Consider the following 18,976-nt stretch of genomic DNA (forward strand, 5'->3'; position numbering starts at 1 on the left):
AGGAGACCCGCAAGCTCCATATCGAGGTCGACGGCCTCTCGTACACGCTCGCGCTCATCGACCCCGACTCCATCCGCCAGGAGCCGGACATCCCGGACCTCGACCTGCCCGCCGAGATCGTCGTCGAGGGCGCCCAGCTCGACCGCGGTATCACGGCCGCGGACATGGTCTCCGACCACATCCGCCTCCGCGTCGACGAGACCGAGGAGGCGTTCTACATCGAGGCCGAGGGCGACACCGACGACGTGGACCTCAAACTGGAGCGCGAGGACCTCATCGACCTGCAGGCCGGCCCCGCCGACTCCCTGTTCAGCCTCGACTACCTCAAGGACATGAACAAGGCGATCCCCGGCGACGCCGAGGTCGTCGTCGAACTCGGCGAGGAGTTCCCCGTCAAGCTCCACTACAGCTTCGGTGAGGGGCTCGGCAACGTGACATACATGTTAGCGCCGAGAATTCAGAGTGACTGAGGCGACGTGCCCGATCTGCGAGAAGGAGTTCAAGCGGGTCGGAACACACTGGGCGAGGGGCCGATGTCCGTATCCGAAAATACCTCCCGAAAAGAGAGATATGATCATCGGGCTCTTAATGGGCGACGGATCAATTCCGGTACAGTCGGGCAAAGATAACGGTATCTTCCACGTCCCGATGGTCAACCGCCAGTTTCTCGAATGGTATGACTATCGGATGGGCATCTTCACGACTGGTGTTTCGTTAAAGAAGACCGCAGAAGAACTCGCAGAAAACAACCGCAAATCGGGATTCAGTCCGAATGCAGAAGCGGAGAACTACCATGACATGTATACTGTCTGGAGTCGTGCCCATCCATATTTCACACGTCTTCGATCTTGGTATCGAAGCGGGTCAAAGCGTATTCCTGATTCCCTCGACTTGACGCCAAAGATCGCAAAGTTTTGGTACATATCTGATGGTTTTCTTGACGTCGATCGAAATCGTTCACCAAGAGCCGCAATCCGAACGATAAGTGAGGCTGACAGACAAGATTTCCTGATTGACTTGTTCCAAGAGCAAGGGTTCGATCCCGACTTCCGAAGAGGAACGATTCGATTCACTCGCAAAGAAACGCGAGAATTCCTCGAATGGATGGGGAACCCACCGCCGGGGTTCGAGTACAAGTGGATTATCCGCTCCCGTGATCGTTATGATCGGATGAAGAAGCAAGCGTACGGTGAAATCCGAGGTTAACGAACATCCAATCACATGTATTTCACATCACCGTGACTCCGAATCGTCCTGACTAGATTCGCGCTCCCCCGCCCTCACTCCCCCGCGGTCTCGCTCGCGGTCTCGCGCTCGACGGTGGAGGCCGCGGCCGACGCCGACGCCGTCCACGCGTCCCCGAGCGGGAGCCGGATCGTGGCGACCGTCCCCCGTGGCTCCCGGTCGGCGAACGCCGTCTCGGCGCCGACCGCGGCCGCGGCCCAGTGGACGATCCAGAGCCCGAGTCCCGAGCCGTGCTGGAGCGCGGTCTCGCGGCCGGCCTCGATGGCGTCGAGCTCGCCCTCCGGGATCCCCGGCCCGTCGTCGGCGACGCGGACGACCGCCTCGTCGCCCTCGCGCGCGACGGTCACGCGCGTCCACGCGCCCCCGTTCGGGCGCTCGACGCCCGCGCCATCGTGGTGTCTGAGCGCGTTCTCGATCAGGTTCTCGACGGCGGCGGCCACCGTCGTCTCCGGGAACGGCGCGGTGGGGTCGTCCCGGACGGTCAGCTCCACGTCCGCGTCCGGAAACTCCTCGCGACAGTCGTCGACGACGCGTTCCACGAGCGCGCCGAGCGCAAGCGCGGCGGCCTCCTCGCCCGCGAGCAGGGTTTCGACGGTCCGGGCCTTCTCGCCGAGCGCAAGCAGCGCGCCGGAGCGTCGCTCGATGGCGTCGGCCATCCGGTGGTGGTTGTCGTCGTCGATCTCCTCGGCGAGCAGTTCCGCGTAGCCGTGGACCACCCCCATGTCGTTGCGCAGGTTGTGTCTGAGCACGCGGTTGAGCACCTCCAGTTGCTGTCTGCGGCGCTCCCGCTCGGTCACGTCCGAGAAGACGACCGTGTGCCCGACCGGGGTTCCCGCGGGGTCCGACAGCGGCGAGACGGAGACGGCGTAGGTGCGGCGGCCGTCCGCGGAGCGCACGTCGACGGGGTCGGGGTCCGTCAGGTCGAGATCGAACGGGAGCGCCGCCGCGAGCGGCGTCAGCCTGACCGACTCGTCGTCGCCGAGCGCAAACGCGTTGCGAGCGGCGGCGTTGACGCGGACGACGCGGCGGTCGGTGTCGACGACGGCGATGGGATCCGACAGGTCGTCGATGGCGGTGCGCTCGGCCGCGCGCAGGGCGGTGGGGTCCCGCTCGAACATCTCCGCGCGGCCGAACGCGTACGCATCGAGGGCGATGTGCGGAATGAAGAGGATCGGCGCGAGGTTGAGTTGCGGGGTCGGGCCGACGCCGGCGGTCCACGCCAGCAGCGCGAAGCCGGGCGGGAGCGCGCTCGTCGCGACCGCTGCGGCCTCCCGGCGGTAGAGCGGCCCGTAGTCGACGAGCGTGTCCACCAGCAGGAACACCGCGCTCGCGACGGCGACCGTCGCGACGGCGACCGCGAAGTAGGCCCAGGGCTGGAGACCGTACGAGACCGTCGCGGCGCCGAAGGTCGGGTCGAGCGCGAAGTCGGTCCACAGCAGTCCGTGGAGGGAGTTCGTGAGCGCGAGGAGCGTCGTGATCGCCCCGACCGCGGCGAAGGGAGCGAACAGCCGGCTCCGGATCACGTGGCCGCGGCCGGTGTACTCCAGCGCGAACGCGAGGAAGGTGATCCCGGTCCAGACGATGCCGAACCACACCAGCGACTCGAGCAGTCGGCGGACGATCGGGTCGAAGGTGAGAAGCGCGATCCCGTAGGCGAAACACCACGTCGCCTGCGCCAGCAGCGTGGCGAGGAACCAGCTCGCGCCTGGCTTGCCGCGGTGTCGCGCCAGGTAGCGGATCAGCGCGAGCGTCCCGGCGCCGGCCGCGATGGACCCGACCGCGGGCCACGCCGGAACCGCCGCGCCGTCGATCATGCCTCCCGAGAGGCGCGCCGGCGTGCTAAAGCTGTCGCGGTCGCGTCACTGGCGAGCGGCCGCGAGGGTCCCCGAGCGTCGCCCCGGCGACGAGTCGTTCGGTTCGGCTACCGCGCGTGCTCGATGACGCGTTTGGCCGCCTGCGCCTTCTCCTTCCAGCCGTAGCCCGACTCGTAGACGTGGCGCTTCTTCTCGACGAGCTCCGCGGGCGAGGCCTCCTCGAAGCCGCCGCGGTCCCACGCGCCGGAGGTGTGGAGCCACTCGACGACGTTCTCCTTCGTCTCCGCCCACGAGAGCCCGACCATCTCGTACCACGCGATCATCGCGAAGACGGCGTTGTCGTGACAGCCCGGCACGGAGCCGTGCTCATAGAGCGTCCGCATCGGCTCCCGGGTCGGCTCGGAGACGAGTTCCTTGAACTCCGCGGCCGTGAGCAGCCGCAACGAGCCGTCCTCCTCGACGATCCGCTGTTCGCGTTCGAGCGTCGACAGCGCGGCCTTGTGGAGCCCGGACCACTCGCCGTCGACCGCGCTCCGCAGCGCGGGCTCGGCCATCCCGTTCGGCTCGCGGGTCAGCACCGCGAGCAGGTCGGTGTAGGCGCGCTCGATGTCGGGCCAGTCGACCCCCTCGAAGTCGCAGTCGGCGTCGTGCAGGCTGTTGGTGGTGCGACAGCCCGGACAGGGGTAGCGGAACGTCGGCACTGTCCCCCCCTCCGTGACGCCGGGAAATAGGGTTTTCGCGACACGCCGACGTTCGTGTTCGACCGCTTGCGGTCGGGCCGGTCAAGCTGCACTCACGGCGGGAGTTCTGCGGGTTCCGCGAAAAACGTTCGGCGGTGCGGTTGCGGCGGTGCTGTGCTGTCGGCGCGCGCCGCGGCGACCGCGGAGCGTGTCGCCGCGACCGCGCGAGGGAGGGCTGGGCGCGGCCGCGCTGCGGTGCGGTGCTGTTCCGCGGCCGCGTCCAGCCCGAGGCTGGGGAGGTGTGAGGCCTGCGGTGCGGGGCGGTGCGGGGCGGTTGCGGGGTGGGACTGAAAGGGGCAGCCGGCTCGATCCGGTCCCGACGAAGTAAGCACTCGCGCCGGGTGTTGCGGAGAGGCGCGAGCGCGCAGCGAGGCGCGGCCGGTCGAGCCGGCTGAGGCTTTCTGGGTGGTGCTGTCCCGATTAGCAGGATCAACAGCAGTTACAAAAACATCGTACGGAGAGCCGGCTGGGGCTTTCTGGCTGTCACCGTCTCGAGCAGCAGGACCCGCACCCGAAACTGCCCCCGGCCAGTAGCGGTCGTCAGCATCGACGAACCGCCACGAAACCCGTACTGCGACCCGTCTACAGGTCCGCGCGCTCGAACAGGACCATCCCCACGTAGACGGGGACGACGAACCACAGCACCATCAGCGCGGCCACGAAGGGGTCGGTGAAGACCACCGGAAGCTCCTGGCCGAGCGCCTCCTGTGCGGCCGGATCGGGGAACAGGAAGAAGCCGAACAGCTGCTGGCGCGCCTGCATCTGCGACTCGAAGACGAGCGAGTCGGCGAGCGTCTTGTACGCCGCGATGGGGTTGAGCAGCTTGGCTCCGAGTTCGACGAGGTAGCGGTTCTGGGCGGTCAGGCCGGCGTACTCCTGGAGCCCGCCGGCGATCCGGCTCGTGGCGGTGCCCCAGAACACCTGAAACAGGACGAATGCGCCGACGGACCCCACCATCGCCTCGCGGTCGCTGCGCGCGGCCGCGGAGATGCCGACCGCGAGGCCGACGAAGACGACGCCGAGCAGCATCGTCAGGAAGCCGAACGCGAGGAAGCTCGCGAGCGCGAAGCCGGAACTCGCGGGGATCAGCACCAGCCCCGCGGCGAGGAATCCGACCGCGATGGGGAGCGCGATGACCGCCGACCGGCCGAGTACCTTACCGACGACCACGTCGGCGCGGGAGTGGGGCAGCGACAGCAGGAGCTTCAGCGTCCCGCTCTCGCGTTCGCGGGTGATCGACGCGTAGCCGACGACGATGGCGATGATCGGCACAAGCACCGCGGTCCCCTCCTTCATCAGCTGGATGAACAGGAGCGCGATGCCGGTCGCCTCCGCTCCCTCCCCGAGGCCGATGCCGAGCGTGAACCGGAACAGCGCCGGCCCGGCGAACAGGACGACGAACAGCGCCGACAGCACCAGGACCCATCGCGAGCGCACGGCATCCCGGAAGTCCTTGCGCGCGACCGCTTCGAGGCTCATTCGGCCACCTCCCCGGCGGCGGGTGAATCATGCTCGCCCGTCCCGTTATCGCCCGGCGCAGCGCCCTCGGTGTAGGCCAGGAAGAGGTCCTCCAGCGAGGCCTCGGTGGTGGTGAAGTCGGTGACGGTGACGCCGGCGTCCTCAAGCGCGCCGATGACGGCGGTCTTGGCGCCGCTCTCGCAGTCGACCGTGACCGTGGTGCCGTCGGTCGCGGCGCCGCGGACGCCCTCGAGCGCGCGGACGGCCGCCAGGTCCTCCTCGCTCGCACCGTCGACGGAGACGCGGAGCGTCTCGCCGCTGCCGACGGTCTCGCGGAGCCCCTCGATGGAGTCCTCGGCGACGAGTTCCCCTGCGCGGAGGATGCCGACGCGGTCACAGACCGCCTCGACCTGGCCGAGCACGTGCGAGGAGAAGAAGACGGTCGCACCGCGGTCGGCCTCCTCGCGGACGATCTCGCGCATCTCCTTGGCGCCCGCGGGGTCGAGCCCGGAGGAGGGCTCGTCGAGGATCAGCAGCTCGGGCTCGCCGACCAGCGCCATCGCGAGCGCGAGCCGCTGGGCCATCCCCTTCGAGTAGCCGCCCGCCTTGCGGTCGGCGTCGTCCAGCAGGCCGACCCGGTCGAGCACCGGATCGGGATCGACGTCGAGCTCTTTCGACTCGATGGCGAACTCAACGTGCTGGCGGCCGGTGAGCCGCTCGTACACGGAGAATCCTTCGGGGAGGACGCCGATGCGTCGCCGGATCGCGACGCTCTCGGCCTGCGCGTCGCGGTCGAGCACGCGGACCTCGCCCGCGGTGGGGCGGACGAAGTCGAGGATCATGTTGATCGTCGTCGACTTGCCCGCGCCGTTCGGGCCGAGGAAGCCGAACACCTCGCCCTCCTCGACGGTCAGGTCGAGGTCGTTCACGGCGGTGACGTCGCCGAACCGCTTCGTGACCCCGGACAGCTCGATGGCGCTCATGCTCCGAGGTTCCCGCGCTCCCGAATAAAGGGTTTTGGCTGGTCGGCGCGGCCGGAACGGGCTCGTGGTCGGCTCGCCTCGGTCACCTCAGCGCCGCTCGTGTGCGAAGACGTGTGCGTCCGCGGGGTCGAAGGCGACGCTGATCGTTCCCGAGAGGGGGTCGGTCGTCCGGACCACGAGCTCCCGGTCGCCCCACGACAGCCGAACCCGGGTCGTCTCCCCGAGGAACTCCGCGCTCGCGACCGACCCGCGGAGGACGTTCGCTGGATCTCGACCGTCTTCCTCCGCGTCTCGCAGGATACGCAGGTTCTCCGGCCGGACGCAGAAGGACAGGCGGTCCCCGACGGCGACGTCTCCGGGGGCCCGGACGCGCGCAACTGTCTCGCCCACGTCGACTGCCGTGATCGCTGCGTCCGTTCCGCTTTCCGCGTTCCCCGCCCCTCCGACAGACCCCTCAGTTTCGACTGGAGAACCGACACCATGCGGCGCGTTCTCGTGGATATTTCTGTCGACTTGATCGGATGGTTCGACGTGCCCCTCGACCGCCTCGACGCGCCCCTCGAAGACGTTGTTGTCCCCGACGAACTCGGCGACGAACCGGGTCGCGGGCCGTCGGTAGACCGTCCGCGGCGGCGCGACCTGATCCGGCGTCCCCTCGCGCATGACGGCGACGCGGTCGGAGACGGCCAGCGCCTCCTCCTGGTCGTGGGTGACGTAGACGGTCGTGATCGACAGCTCCCGCTGGATGGCCTTCACCTGCGCACGGAGGCGCTCGCGGAGCTGCGCGTCGAGCGCGCTCATCGGCTCGTCCAGCAACAGGACCTCGGGACCGGGCGCGAGCGCGCGGGCCATCGCGACGCGCTGCCGCTGGCCGCCGGAGAGTTCGTCCGGGTCGCGGTCCGCCATCCCCGGCAGGTCGACCAGCTCCAGCAGTTCCCGCACGCGCTCCTCGCGGGTGAGTCCCCCTGGCGGCTCGGCGAAGTTGAGCCCGTAGGCGACGTTCTCGCCCACGGTCATGTGCGGGAACAGCGCGTAGTTCTGGAAGACGACGCCGACGTTCCGGTCCTCCGGAGGGAGTCCCTCGACGGACCGCCCGCCCAGCCGCACCGTCCCCGCGTCGGGCGCCTCGAAGCCCGCGATCAGTCGGAGCGTCGTCGTCTTGCCGCAGCCGGAGGGGCCGACGAGCGTGAAGAACTCGCCCTCGCGAATCCGCAGGCTCACGTCCGAAACCGCGGTCGTGTCCCCGTATCGTCGGCTCACGCCGTCGAGCTCGACCGCGACGGGGGCGTCGTCGGGAGCGGCACCGTCGCCGCCCGGCCGGTCCTCAGAGCCCACCGGTCTCACCTCCGAAGCGGTCGATCACGACGAAACTCGCGCTCGTGACGAGGAGCAGGACGACGCCCATTGCGGTCGCCGGTCCGAGCCGTCGCCCGATGAATCGTTCGATGGCGATCGGCATCGTGTACTGCTCCGTGCCGGTCGCGAGCACCACCGTCGCGGAGAACTCACCCATCGAGATGGCGAACGCGAACGCGGCGCCCGCCACGACGCCGGGGCGCACGAGGGGCAACTCCACGTCCAGCAGCGCTCGCGCCCGCGACGCGCCGAGCGCGCGCGCCGACTCGACGAGGGAGCGGTCGAGCGCGTCCAGTCCCGGGCCGACCGTCCGCACGACGAAGGGATAGCCCGCGACCGCGTGGGCGGCGACGACCGCGAGCGCCCCCCCGACCGCGATCCGCGTCCCCCAGACTTCGACGCCAAAGACGAGCCCGCGGAGCAGTCCGAGGCCGACGACGATGCCGGAGATCGAGAGGGGCGCCATCGCGACCGCGTCCACCAGCTTCCGCCCGCGATAGTCCCTGGTCGTCAACACGGCGACGACGACGCCCATCGGGAGCGCGACCGCGAGCGCCCCCACGCCGAACAGCAGCGAGTTGCGGACCGCGGGCCACGGCCGCACCTGAAACGCCGCGCCGGTGCGCTGACGCTCCACCAGGAACCGGTAGTGCTCCAGCGTGAGCCCGTCCGGTCCCGTGACGCTCGCGAGGAGCATGCTGAGGACGGGCGCCAGAAACACAGTCAGCGCGACGAGTGCGTACGCCGCGACGCCGACCCGGACGAGGGCTTGGCCGAAGGAGGGCGAGGCGGGGAGGAGTCGGTGACGCGGCAGAGGTCTGACGCCCCGCGACCGCACCGTGTGGCGCGCCTCGTAGCGCAGGTAGGCGTACAGCAAGCCGAGCGACACAGCGAGCTCCACGATCGCCAGCGCGGCCGCCTCCGCGTACTCCAGGTTCCGGATCAGCCGGTAGACGAACACCTCGACCGTCGCCAGCTCGAAGCCGCCGAGCGCGAGGACGATGGGGAACGTGCCGAAGGTGAACACGAACGTCAGCGCGGCGCCCATCAGGACCGCGGGGTACACCTGCGGCGCGACCACGTCCCGAAACGCGCGAAAGGGACCGGCGCCGAGGCTCCGGGCGGTCTCGACCGCGCTCGCGTCCACGGACTCCCACGCGGCGGTCGTCACCCGAGTCACCAGCGGCGCGTTGTAGAACGCGTGGGCGATCACGACCGCCTCCAGCGTGAACAGCAGGTCGACCGTCGGCAGCCCCACCGCACTCAGCGCGGCGTTCAGCGTGCCGTCGTCGCCGAAGGTGGCGACGAAGCCGACCGCGACCATGATCGACGGAAGCACGAACGGGAGGATCGTCAGCGAGCGCAGGGTGCGGCGGCCCGGGAACTCGAACCGCGCCAGCACGTACGCGCCCGGGAGCCCGAGCGCGACGCTGGCGAGCGTCGACAGCGCCGCCTGATACGCCGTGAACCCGACGATCCCGAGCCGGCGGTCCGGGCCGAGCAGTCGCCCGGCGACCGCGAGGGGCGACTCGCCCGCGAACAGCCCCGCGAGGTCGCCCAGGTAGAAGGGGTCCCGGAGGACGCCGACCAGCACCTCGAGCGTGTAGCGCCCGTCGACCCGGACAGCCTCGACGAGGACGGTACCGACGGGGTAGTAGAACAGGACCGCGAGGAGGAGGACCGTCCCCGCCGCGAGCGCGGGGAGGATGCGACGCTCGGCGCGGTCGCGCGCGGTCCGAGCGGCGGCGCTCGACGCGTCGCCGTCCGCGGCGTCCGAGGCGTCGCCGGGCGTGGTTCCGCCGTCCTCTGCGGCGTCGCCGGGTGCGCCCCCGGCGTCTCCCGAACCGTCGGTCACGGCGGGCTCAGTTGCCGGCGAACTGCCGTTCCCAGGCGTCGACCCACTCACTGACGGAGCCTTGCAGCTCCTCGTATGTGAACGTCACCGGTTCCGGCGGCTCCTTGGCCAGCTCCGCGTAGTCCTCGGAGAGCTCCGCGGTGTCGGTCGCCGGGAACTGGACGTTGCGCTGGGCGATCTCGCCCTGTACGTCGGGGCGGAGCATGAAGCTCATGAACTCGCGGGCCAGGTCCGGGTTGCTCGCGTCCGCGAACCGCGCCATCCCCTCGGGGTTGGCGTACGCCTGGTCGTTCAGGAAGCGGATCTGGTGCTCCTCGAGGTTCGCGCCCTCGCCCGCCGCGAACACCTGATCAGTGGAGTAGGAGACGACCATCGGCGCCTCGCCGCCGGACCACGCCGCGTAGGCGTCCTCCCACGAGCCGAGCACGCGCACGTCGTTGGCCTGCAGGTCCTCCCAGAAGTCGAGGTAGCCGTCCTCGCCGAAGCGGTGGACCGTGTGGAGCAGGAACGCGCGGCCGGTCGCGCCGCTGGGATCCTGCGCGATGAGGTCGCCGCGGTACTCCTCCTCCAGCAGCCCCTCGAACGTCTCGGGAGCCTCCATTTCGGTGCCGTCGTAGACGAGGCTGATGTAGCCCGTGTCGTAGGGGATCGCCCGGCCCTGCGGGTCGAAGTCCAGCCCCTCGCGCACGTCGTCGGTCCCCGCCACGTCGCCGGCCGCCACGAAGAGGTCCTCGTCCAGCTCGCCGTCGACGCGCACGAGGTCGTCGGTGTTGAGCCCGACGTAGAGGTCCGCCGAGATGTCGACGCCGGCGGCCCGGCGCTCCACGTAGTAGTTGAGTTCGTTGTCCGGCGTCTGCCAGACGAGTTCCGCGTCGAACTCCTCCTCGAACGTCTCCTTGAGCCACGCGCCCGGACTGGTCGAGGGCGCGTCGATGAACGAACTGTACGTCCCCACGACGAGCCTGTCCGTCCCTCCGTCGCCGCTCTCGCCCGGCGCCGTGCAGCCGGCGAGCGCCGCCGCGCCGGTCGCGCCCGCGGCCGTCAGAAAATTCCGCCTGTCGAGTCGTCGGTTGCTCATTACTGGGTAGTCCCACTTGGTGGTACTTAACCGGCACGCTCCGTGACGGTTCCTCCCGTCGCCGGTGGATGGCAACCGGCTGCCGCCGACATTTATGTTCCCGCGGTTCCCCGACGACGTATGACGCGACGCCGGTACGTCCTCGGCGGGCTGACGGTGCTGTTCGGGCTCCTCGCGGTCGCGATCCTGTGGGAGGTCGTCGGGACGGTGTTCTTCGCGCTCACCGTTGCGTACGTGCTCGCGCCCGTTCGCCGGCGGTTGGCCGGTGTCGGTGCGTCCCGGCGCGTCGCGGCCGGCGTGGCGACGGCGGCGGGGTTCCTGGGGACGGTGGTCGTGTTCTCCCCGCTGTTGTTCGTGCTTATCGTCCGGTTAGAGAGCGTCGTCGACGCGCTCGAGCGGGCGCCGGAGACGGTGACGCTGGAGCTGTGGGGGTTCAGCCATACGGTCGTGACGGCCGACGCCGCCGCGGAGGTGACCGCCGCGCTCGTCGCCACGGCGGCGTCGGTCGCGAGCGCGGCGCCGGTGCTTCTGATCAAGCTGATGCTTTTCGTCTTCGTCGTCTACTCACTGCTCTACTCGGAGCGGAGCCTTCGCCGCGCCGGGCTCGCGCTGGTGCCCCCGGGCTACCGCGACATCGCCGGCGCGCTCCACACTCGCGCGCGGCGGACGCTCTACGGGATCTACGTCGTACAGGTCGCGACCGGGATCGCGACGTTCCTCGTCGCGCTCCCGGTGTTTCTGGCGTTCGGCTACCCCTCGGCGATCGCGCTGGCGACCGCGGCCGGCGTGCTCCAGTTCATCCCCGTATTGGGGCCGAGCCTCCTGATCCTCGCGCTCGCGGTCTCGCACCTGCTCGCGGGCGATGTCGTCGCCGCGATCGCCATCTTCCTCGTCGGCGGCTTCCTGGTCGGCTGGGTGCCGGACCTCGTGGTGCGCCCGTGGCTCGCGGCCGAGACCGCGAAGCTCCCCGCCAGCCTCTACTTCATCGGCTTCACCGGCGGCGTGCTCACGATCGGCGCCATCGGCGTCATCGTCGGCCCGCTCGCGGTCGCGCTCGTCGCCGAACTGTCGAGCCAGCTCTCCGACGAGTTCAACCGCATTCGCGTTCGGGAAGAACCGGACTGATCGGCGACGAGACGGTCCGTGGCCGCCTCCCGCGGCGGACATGGTTGGCCACCAACCATTTTGGTGTGGGAATCTTAACAAAAGTACATGAACAAAAACAGCGAGCGGAGCGGCCGCTTTACCGCCCTGACGGCGGCGGTCATGGCGGTGGTCGTGGTCGTCAGCGTGCTTGCGGGAGGAGCGGCGGCCGCGACGTCGTCGGTCGAGGCCGGCGGTACACAGGCTGACCTCGGACAGAACGGACAGGTAACACAGAACGTCGAGCCGACCGATCAGGAGAACGTCTCGCTCGTGTACGTCGACTCGAGCACGGGCAACGTCACCGTCGTCACCGGCAACGCCAGCGGCGCGTCGACCCACGACCTGAACGTCAGCGCCACCGCCATCGGACCGGCCGCGGACCTCACCGAGGACGGGACGCTACAGGTGCCGTACATGAATAGCAACGGCGACCTCTTCGTCGTCAACGTCACCGACGGGAACACGACGCAGGTCGCGTCGTCGGCCGTTCAGTCTCCGAGCAGGATGGCCGTCGGAACGTGGAACGGCTCGTTCGGTATCCTCGCGGCGAACAGCGACGACGACATCGTTCGGTTCCACTACAACTCGACCGCCGACACGTGGAACGAGACGACGGTGAAGTCCGGCGCGGACGCACAGGCGGTGCTGGGCGTGGCCGACTACGACGGCGACGGCGACGACGACCTCGTGTACGTCAACTCCAACCCGTACGTCGCCCACCTTTCACAGTCGGGGGAGACGACCACCGTCGGCAGCGTTACGATCGGACAGGGGAGTAACGTGTACGGTGCGGGGGCTCCCGCGAACCTCGATCAGAAGGGCGACGTTCGGGTCCCGGTCGTTTCCAGTTCGGCGGAGCCCGGAGTCCTCGACTCGGAGAGCAATCTGGAGATCCTCGACAACACTGACGGCCAGAAGAAGCCCGTCACCGCCGCGAACTGGTCCGGTGGTCCCGAGAAGGAACTCGTCTGGATGACGAGCTCCGGCTCGATCAGCTACACGACGCTCAACGGAACCACGTCGTCGGTCAACGCGGACGGGAACCAGATCAGCGGCGTGCAGAGCGCCGGCGTCGCGGGCGTCTACGCCTACGAGGAACCGAGCTTCGAGGTGTCCGACTTCGAGCTCGCCCGGACGGGATCACAGAACGTCACCGCCTCGTTCGACACGTCCACCCGGATCGACGGGGCGAACGTGACGATCGAAACCCCCTCCGGCTCGACGGAGCACGTCACGCTGAGCGGGAACGAGTCCTCCCGGTCCAGCGGGGACGAACTGCTCTACGAGTACGCGATCGTCTACGACGGTGACGCCGACGGGCAGTACAACGGCACCCTCTCGAACGTCACGCCCGCGACCGCCGCGGACGAGGTGACGCCCGGCCTCGAAGCCTCCACGACGGTGGACTCCGTCGCACCGACGGTCGACGCCTCCGGCGACACGACCGCGACCGCGGGCGAGTCCGTGAGCCTCTCCGCGAACGCCAGCGACGCCACGACCAACGTCACCTCGATCCGGTGGGAGCTCGGCGACGGCGCGAGCGGTAACGGCACCGAGGTGACCCACACCTACGACGCCGCCGGTGAGTACACCGCGACCGTGACGGCCACGGACGCGGCCGGCAACGAGAACACCGACACGGTGACCGTCGACGTGAACGCCGCGGACGACGACTCGGACGCGGACGAGTCCGGGAGCACGCTGCCCGCGGACGTCCGCGAGCGCGACAACGCCGCTATCGACTCGGACGACATGGCCCGGCTGCTCGGAAGCGACGTGCAGCGCATCGAGTTCGAGTCGGCGCCGACCGACGAGACCGTCGTCGTCGACCGCGTCAGCGACCTGCCGGAGGACGCGCCCGACCTCGACGACGTGGTCTCGATCTACCGGATCGATGTGCCCGCGGTGGCGAGCGGCTCGGAGGCGACCCTCGAGCTCTCCCTCGAGGAGAGCGAACTGGACGGCGCGGACGCCTCGGCGGTCGTCGTCGAACGCTACGACGGCGACGAGTGGACGGCGCTCGACACGTCCGCGACCGTCGAGGACGGCGAGGTCGTCATCGAGGCCGAGACCGACGGCTTCTCGACGTTCGCGGTGACCACGTCCGGCGACGCGACGGACGGCTCCGATTCGGGCGACGGAACGTCCGACTCGACCGACACCGCCGACGGAACGCCGGAGACCACCGAGGAGCCGACCACCGACGACTCGTCCGACTCGGGCGACACCGGCGACTCCGGGAGCGGCGACTCCACGACTGGCACCAGCGAGACGCCGACCGCGTCCGGCGTGAACGTCCCCGGGTTCGGCACCGTCGTCGCGCTGATCGCGCTCGTCGCGGCCGCCTTCCTCGCGCGGCGTCGGTAACCCGCCGTCTGCTCTCGTCCGCCGCCGCCCCCGTCTTTCTCTCCTGTTTCCTCTCCGTGGTCTGCCCGTCAGTCGCTCCGCGTGCCGACGACCCACTTGTGGGAGTAGCTCTCCCCGCACGCGCAGTGCGCGTACGCGTGGACCACGTCGCCCTCCGCGTAGAGGCCGCCGACCTCCTCGTTCTGGGCCTCCGCGAACGCGAAGACGAACCGGACCTCGTGGTCGGTCTCGGGGTCCTCGTCCGCGAACGGGCACGCGCCGCCGTCGAGCGTGCGCGCGATCTCGCCCTCGTTGGCCATCGCCTCCTTCGCGAACGCCATGGCGTCCATGCCGGTGCCGGCCTTGAACGCCGAGCGGCCGGTCTCCCCGTCGACGACGACGCGGACGCCGCCGTCGGTCTCCGTCCCGACGTTCCGGAGCCGGGAGTCGTCGTCGAGGTACGAGTCGCTGATGAACAGTACCACGTCGTCCGGCCGGTCGCCGGACAGGAACGCATCGAGGTCGCTCATTACCGGCGATGGGGCGGCCGGGCGTAAAAGCGGCCCTACTGCGGCCCGCGGCCGCTCCTCGCCGTCGGAGGGGCACCCTGTTCCGTCACCTGTGGCGGTCATTCGTCCAGTCGAGGGTCGTGGTAACCGTACCCTCGCAATCCTTATCCCTGAAACGGCCATACGTTTGTTTGCAATGGCAAACGGTAAGGTTGACTTCTTCAACGACACTGGCGGCTACGGTTTCATCTCGACTGACGACGACGCGGTCGACGACGACGAGGACGTTTTCTTCCACATGGAGGACGTTGGCGGTCCGGACCTCGAGGAGGGGCAGGAAGTGGAGTTCGACATCGAGTCGTCCCCCAAGGGCCCGCGCGCGACGAACCTCGTCCGCAACTAACTACTGAATTATCGGCCGTCGCGTCAGCGATGGGCGACGATTCCGCTTTTCGGACCATTCATACCTCGGAGCCGCGGCGCTCGTCGGCGAGCGGCCGGCGACCGTATCTTTAAGTCAGTTCTCGCGTGACGCGTAGGCATGGCGTTCGACTCCGCCGCCGACCGCACCGCCCGTCCGACCGACAGCGACGGGACCGCGTTCTTCTTCGGCTGACCGGCCGCGGCGGAGCGCCCCCGCGGCGGGGGCGTGAAACCGGGCCGTTCGGCGGCGTCGCCCAGTCCCGGTCGCCGCGACCGCGGAGGCCTCCGGCGCGCGTCGGCACCTCGCGCTTCCTCGGGCTCCGCGCTCCCGCGTCGCGGCGTCCCGCAACCGTTACCTATCGACCGCTCGCGTATCCACACAACCAGAATGCGACTTCCGGAACGACAGCTCGCGGTGCTCGACGCCGCGAGCGCGAACGACGAACGGACCATCGACGAGATAGCGGCGTCGACCGGGCTCAAGCCCGAGACCGTCACGGGCGCCGCCTTCGACCTCCGCGACGCCGGGCTGATCGGCGTCGCTGAGACCGCCGACGAGACGATCGAACTCACCGAGGAGGGCCGCGAGTACGTCTCCGAGGACCTCCCCGAGGCCCGGCTCTACTGGACGGCGCTGGAACTCGGCGCGGCCGACGAGCCGGTCTCGATGAGCGAGGTCATCGGGAACGCCGACCTCGCCGGCCCCGAAGTGGACATCGCGCTCTCGAACTTCGCGCGCAAGGGCTTCGGCGCCATCGACGCCGGCGCGGTCTCGGTGAACGCCGACGCCGACCCCGACTCGGACCCCGAGGCCGCGGCGCTTTCGGCGCTCGCGGACGGCGAGGCCCCCGACGCCGACGAGGCGGTCCTCGACCAGCTGGAGCGCCGAGGCCTGATCGACCGCGTCGAGCACACCACGCGCTCGCTGACGCTGACCGACGAGGGCGTCACGGCGCTGATGGAGGGCGTCGAGGCCGCGGAGACGGTCGACGCCGTCACTCCTGAGCTCCTCACCAGCGGCGAGTGGGAGGACGTGGAGTTCACCGAGTACAACGTCGAGGCGGACGCGCCCGTGGTCGAGGGCGGCCGCAAGCACGTCCTCCGGGGGACCGCCGACCGCGTGAAGGACGTGCTCGTCGGCATGGGCTTTCAGGAGATGGAGGGGCCCCACGCCGACGCCGACTTCTGGATCAACGACTGCCTGTTCATGCCGCAGGACCACCCGGCGCGCACCCACTGGGACCGATTCGCGCTGGACGTGCCGCCGATTCAGGACCTGCCCGACCGGCTGGTCGAGCGCGTCGAGTCGGCCCACCGCGAGGGCTGGGGCGAGGACGGCGACGGCTACCACTCGCCGTGGGACCGCGACTTCGCCGAGGCGGTCGCGCTGCGCGGCCACACCACCTCGCTGTCGATGCGCTACCTCTCGGGCTACGCGGGCGCCGAGCTGGAGCCGCCGCAGCGCTACTTCTCGGTCGAGAAAGTGTACCGCAACGACACGCTCGACCCGACCCACCTGCTGGAGTTCTACCAGATCGAGGGGTGGGTGATGGCCGAGGACCTCTCGGTGCGCGACCTGATGGGCACCTTCGAGGAGTTCTACCGCCAGTTCGGCATCGAGGACATCCGGTTCAAGCCGCACTACAACCCCTACACGGAGCCGAGCTTCGAACTGTTCGGCAAACACCCCGAGACGGGCGAGGAGATCGAGATCGGCAACTCCGGGCTGTTCCGCGAGGAGGTGCTCGGCCCCCTTGGCGTCGAGTGCGACGTGATGGCGTGGGGGCTCGCCTTAGAGCGGCTCGCCATGCTCACCACGGGCGCGGAGGACATCCGCGACCTCCACGGGACGCTGGCCGACATCGACTTCCTGCGGAACGCGGAGGTGACCTACTGATGCCCGTCGTCGACATCGACCCCGACGAGCTGCGCGAGCTGAGCGGGCACGACGAGAAGGACGACGCGGCGCTCAAAGCGGACCTGTTCGGCCTCGGGCTGGAGTTCGAGGGCGAGACCGACGACGGCGAGCTCCAGTTCGAGTTCGCGCCCGACCGGCTCGACCGCCTCAGCGTCGAGGGCGTGGCGCGCTCGCTGCGCTACCACTACGGCGACGCGCGCGGCGTCCACGTCCCCGACACGAACGACGCCGACTGGACCGTCGAGGTCGAGGAGTCCGTCCCCGACGAGCGCCCGTACGTCACGGCCGCGGTGATCCGCGGCGTCGACCTCGACGAGCGCGCGCTCGACTCGCTGATCCAGCTGCAGGAGAAGCTCCACGCGACGATGGGGCGCGGTCGGGCGAAGGGCGCGATCGGCATCCACGACCTGACGATGCTGAAGGGCGCCGCCCACGGGGAGGAGGGGACGAACTCGATCACCTACCGCGGCGTCGAGCCGGACGGCGACACCTTCGTCGCGCTCGACTCCGACGCGGAGCTGACGCCCGCCGAGGTGCTGGAGAAGCACGACACGGGCCGGAAATACGCCGACCTCGTCGCCGACTACGAGCGCTACCCCGCGATCTACGACGACCTCGGGCTGTTCTCGTTCCCGCCGGTGATCAACGGCCGCCGGACCGAGGTGACGACCGGCTCCCGCGAGCTGCTCGTGGAGCTGACCGGCACCGACCAGTGGACGATCGACCGCATGTGCAACATCGTCTGCTACGCGCTGGCGGCCCGCGGCGCGACCATCGAGGACGTCGACATCGAGTACGCCGGTGAGGGACCGGACGGCCGCGACGAACTCGTCCGCCCGGACCTCGAGGTGGACGAGAAGTCCGTCACCCACGACCGGATCGAGACGACCGTCGGCGTCGAGTTCGAGCCGGAGGAGGTCGTCGACCTCTTCGAGCGCTCGGGGCTGGACGCGAGCTACTCGCTCGGCGAGGACGTGACCTACGACGTGGAGATTCCGCCGTATCGCGTCGACGTGCTCCACCCGACGGACCTCGTGGACGACGTGGGCCGCGCCTACGGCTTCAACGAGCTCGAGTCGCGGTACCCCGACGTAGGCACGGTCGGCGGGCGCCACGAGCGCTCCCGGCTGGAGGACGCCGTCCGCGAGGCGCTGATCGGCCTCGGCTTCGAGGACCTGCTGAACTTCCACATGACCAGCGGCGAGGCCAACTACGACCGGATGGGCGTCGAGCCGGGAACCGACGTTCTCGGCGGCGGCGAGCCCGTGGGGATCACGGAGCCGTACAGCGAAGACTACACCCAGCTCCGGACGTGGGCGCTCCCCTCGATCATGACGCTCCTGGAGCGGAACACCCACCGCGCGTACCCGCAGGACGTGGCCGAGGTCGGGCTGGTCGCCGAGCGCGACGAGACCGAGAACACGAACGTCGCCGAACACCGCACCGTGGCGGCCGCGCTCGCCAGTCAAGACGCCGGCTACGAGGACGCGAAGGCCCGCCTGCAGGCGCTTGCCGGGCGGTTCGACGCCGACCTGGAGACGCCCCGCACCGAGCACCCCTCGTTCATCGACGGTCGGACCGCGGCCGTGGTCGTCGATGGCGAGGAAGTCGGCGTCGTCGGGGAGATCCACCCCCGCGTACTGGTCGAACACGACCTCGAGCTACCGGTGGCCGCCTTCGAGTTCCGACTGGACGCGCTGGCGGAGTAGGGCGTCCGCCCCGGTCGCTCGTTCGCGTCGCCGTTCATAGCGCTCCGTCGACATTCTCGGCGGCTTCAGACGGAACGGTGACGAAGGCGGTCGGATCGCGGGGATCTCTGCCAGTTCGAACGCCTCAGCGCTTCTCTCTACTACGTCCGTGGCTTTTCTGTTTTTGTGGCTGACCCTGCTTCTGGGGTCCGCAACATCCAGAACGCTCCTGCTGGCTCCCCTACGACGCGTTTTTTGTTTCTGGCGCAGATCCTGCTGATCTGGACAGCACCACCTAGAAAGCCCCAGCCGACTCGATCCGGCCGTCGTGAGACGGTCCGGGCTGCCTGCGGTAGCGGGCTGCCGGGCTGCGACTCACGGGCTCCCGCTCGTTCCTCGCGGGAACGCGGCACGCTC

15 protein-coding genes are annotated in these 18,976 nt (G+C 69.5%); 7 read left to right on the forward strand and 8 right to left on the reverse strand.

From position 1 onward, the window contains the following. Both AN233_RS18200 and AN233_RS16560 read left to right on the forward strand, forming a co-directional pair. The coding region (locus AN233_RS18200) for a DNA polymerase sliding clamp (RefSeq protein ID WP_245626092.1) at positions 1–470 on the forward strand (470 nt) is incomplete at its 5' end. After that, positions 463–1,206 (forward strand): hypothetical protein, encoded by a 744-nt coding sequence (locus AN233_RS16560; RefSeq protein ID WP_125920049.1) that lies wholly within the window; start codon positions 463–465, stop codon positions 1,204–1,206. The genes AN233_RS18200 and AN233_RS16560, both read left to right, overlap by 8 nt. A gap of 74 nt (positions 1,207–1,280) precedes the next feature. Here the strand turns inward: AN233_RS16560 and AN233_RS15335 are convergent, their stop codons facing one another. From AN233_RS15335 to AN233_RS15365, 7 genes are all read right to left on the reverse strand, one after another. Beyond that, the gene (locus tag AN233_RS15335) at positions 1,281–3,059 is read right to left on the reverse strand and encodes a sensor histidine kinase (protein ID WP_080508500.1); all 1,779 of its coding nucleotides are present in this window, start codon (positions 3,057–3,059) and stop codon (positions 1,281–1,283) included. A gap of 107 nt (positions 3,060–3,166) precedes the next feature. Further along, positions 3,167–3,760, reverse strand: a complete 594-nt coding sequence (locus tag AN233_RS15340; RefSeq protein WP_058367627.1) for a DUF7474 family protein — start codon at positions 3,758–3,760, stop codon at positions 3,167–3,169. A 621-nt stretch (positions 3,761–4,381) separates the two neighbouring features. Next, positions 4,382–5,278, reverse strand: coding sequence for an ABC transporter permease (locus AN233_RS15345; RefSeq protein ID WP_058367628.1), 897 nt, complete (start codon positions 5,276–5,278; stop codon positions 4,382–4,384). After that, positions 5,275–6,240, reverse strand: a complete 966-nt coding sequence (locus AN233_RS15350) for an ABC transporter ATP-binding protein (RefSeq protein ID WP_058367629.1) — start codon at positions 6,238–6,240, stop codon at positions 5,275–5,277. Before AN233_RS15350 ends, AN233_RS15345 begins: the two co-directional genes overlap by 4 nt. Before the next feature lie 87 nt (positions 6,241–6,327). Further along, positions 6,328–7,575 (reverse strand): ABC transporter ATP-binding protein, encoded by a 1,248-nt coding sequence (locus AN233_RS15355; RefSeq protein WP_058367630.1) that lies wholly within the window; start codon positions 7,573–7,575, stop codon positions 6,328–6,330. Next, positions 7,565–9,451, reverse strand: a complete 1,887-nt coding sequence (locus AN233_RS15360; RefSeq protein WP_058367631.1) for an ABC transporter permease — start codon at positions 9,449–9,451, stop codon at positions 7,565–7,567. Before AN233_RS15360 ends, AN233_RS15355 begins: the two co-directional genes overlap by 11 nt. A 7-nt stretch (positions 9,452–9,458) precedes the next feature. Continuing rightward, on the reverse strand, positions 9,459–10,529 hold the full coding sequence (locus tag AN233_RS15365) for a thiamine ABC transporter substrate-binding protein (RefSeq protein WP_058367632.1): 1,071 nt from the start codon (positions 10,527–10,529) through the stop codon (positions 9,459–9,461). A 120-nt stretch (positions 10,530–10,649) separates the two neighbouring features. Here AN233_RS15365 and AN233_RS15370 point away from each other — a divergent pair, with 120 nt between their 5' ends. Together AN233_RS15370 and AN233_RS15375 are read left to right on the forward strand one after the other, a co-directional pair. Continuing rightward, the gene (locus tag AN233_RS15370; RefSeq protein WP_058367633.1) at positions 10,650–11,654 is read left to right on the forward strand and encodes an AI-2E family transporter; all 1,005 of its coding nucleotides are present in this window, start codon (positions 10,650–10,652) and stop codon (positions 11,652–11,654) included. An 87-nt stretch (positions 11,655–11,741) separates the two neighbouring features. Then, positions 11,742–14,042: a PKD domain-containing protein gene (locus AN233_RS15375; RefSeq protein ID WP_058367634.1), complete on the forward strand. Its 2,301-nt coding sequence runs from the start codon at positions 11,742–11,744 to the stop codon at positions 14,040–14,042. A gap of 68 nt (positions 14,043–14,110) precedes the next feature. On the opposite strand, the gene AN233_RS15380 is transcribed toward AN233_RS15375, so the two are convergent. Further along, positions 14,111–14,551 carry a DUF5807 family protein gene (locus AN233_RS15380; protein ID WP_058367635.1) on the reverse strand — a complete coding sequence of 147 codons (441 nt, stop codon included), beginning with the start codon at positions 14,549–14,551 and terminating at the stop codon, positions 14,111–14,113. A gap of 175 nt (positions 14,552–14,726) precedes the next feature. Between AN233_RS15380 and AN233_RS15385 the strand changes: the two genes are divergently transcribed. The 3 genes from AN233_RS15385 (at position 14,727) to pheT (ending at position 18,580) form a co-directional block, all read left to right on the forward strand. Then, positions 14,727–14,933 (forward strand): cold-shock protein, encoded by a 207-nt coding sequence (locus AN233_RS15385; RefSeq protein ID WP_058367636.1) that lies wholly within the window; start codon positions 14,727–14,729, stop codon positions 14,931–14,933. Positions 14,934–15,341: 408 nt separating this feature from the next. Beyond that, positions 15,342–16,850, forward strand: coding sequence for a phenylalanine--tRNA ligase subunit alpha (gene pheS / locus AN233_RS15390; protein WP_058367637.1), 1,509 nt, complete (start codon positions 15,342–15,344; stop codon positions 16,848–16,850). Next, complete coding sequence (gene pheT, locus AN233_RS15395; protein ID WP_058367638.1) at positions 16,850–18,580, forward strand: phenylalanine--tRNA ligase subunit beta; 1,731 nt, start codon at positions 16,850–16,852, stop codon at positions 18,578–18,580. Before pheS ends, pheT begins: the two co-directional genes overlap by 1 nt. Positions 18,581–18,976: the final 396 nt, after the last annotated feature.

It is taken from the genome of Haloparvum sedimenti (assembly GCF_001462205.1).
Classification (GTDB): Archaea; Halobacteriota; Halobacteria; order Halobacteriales; family Haloferacaceae; genus Haloparvum; species Haloparvum sedimenti.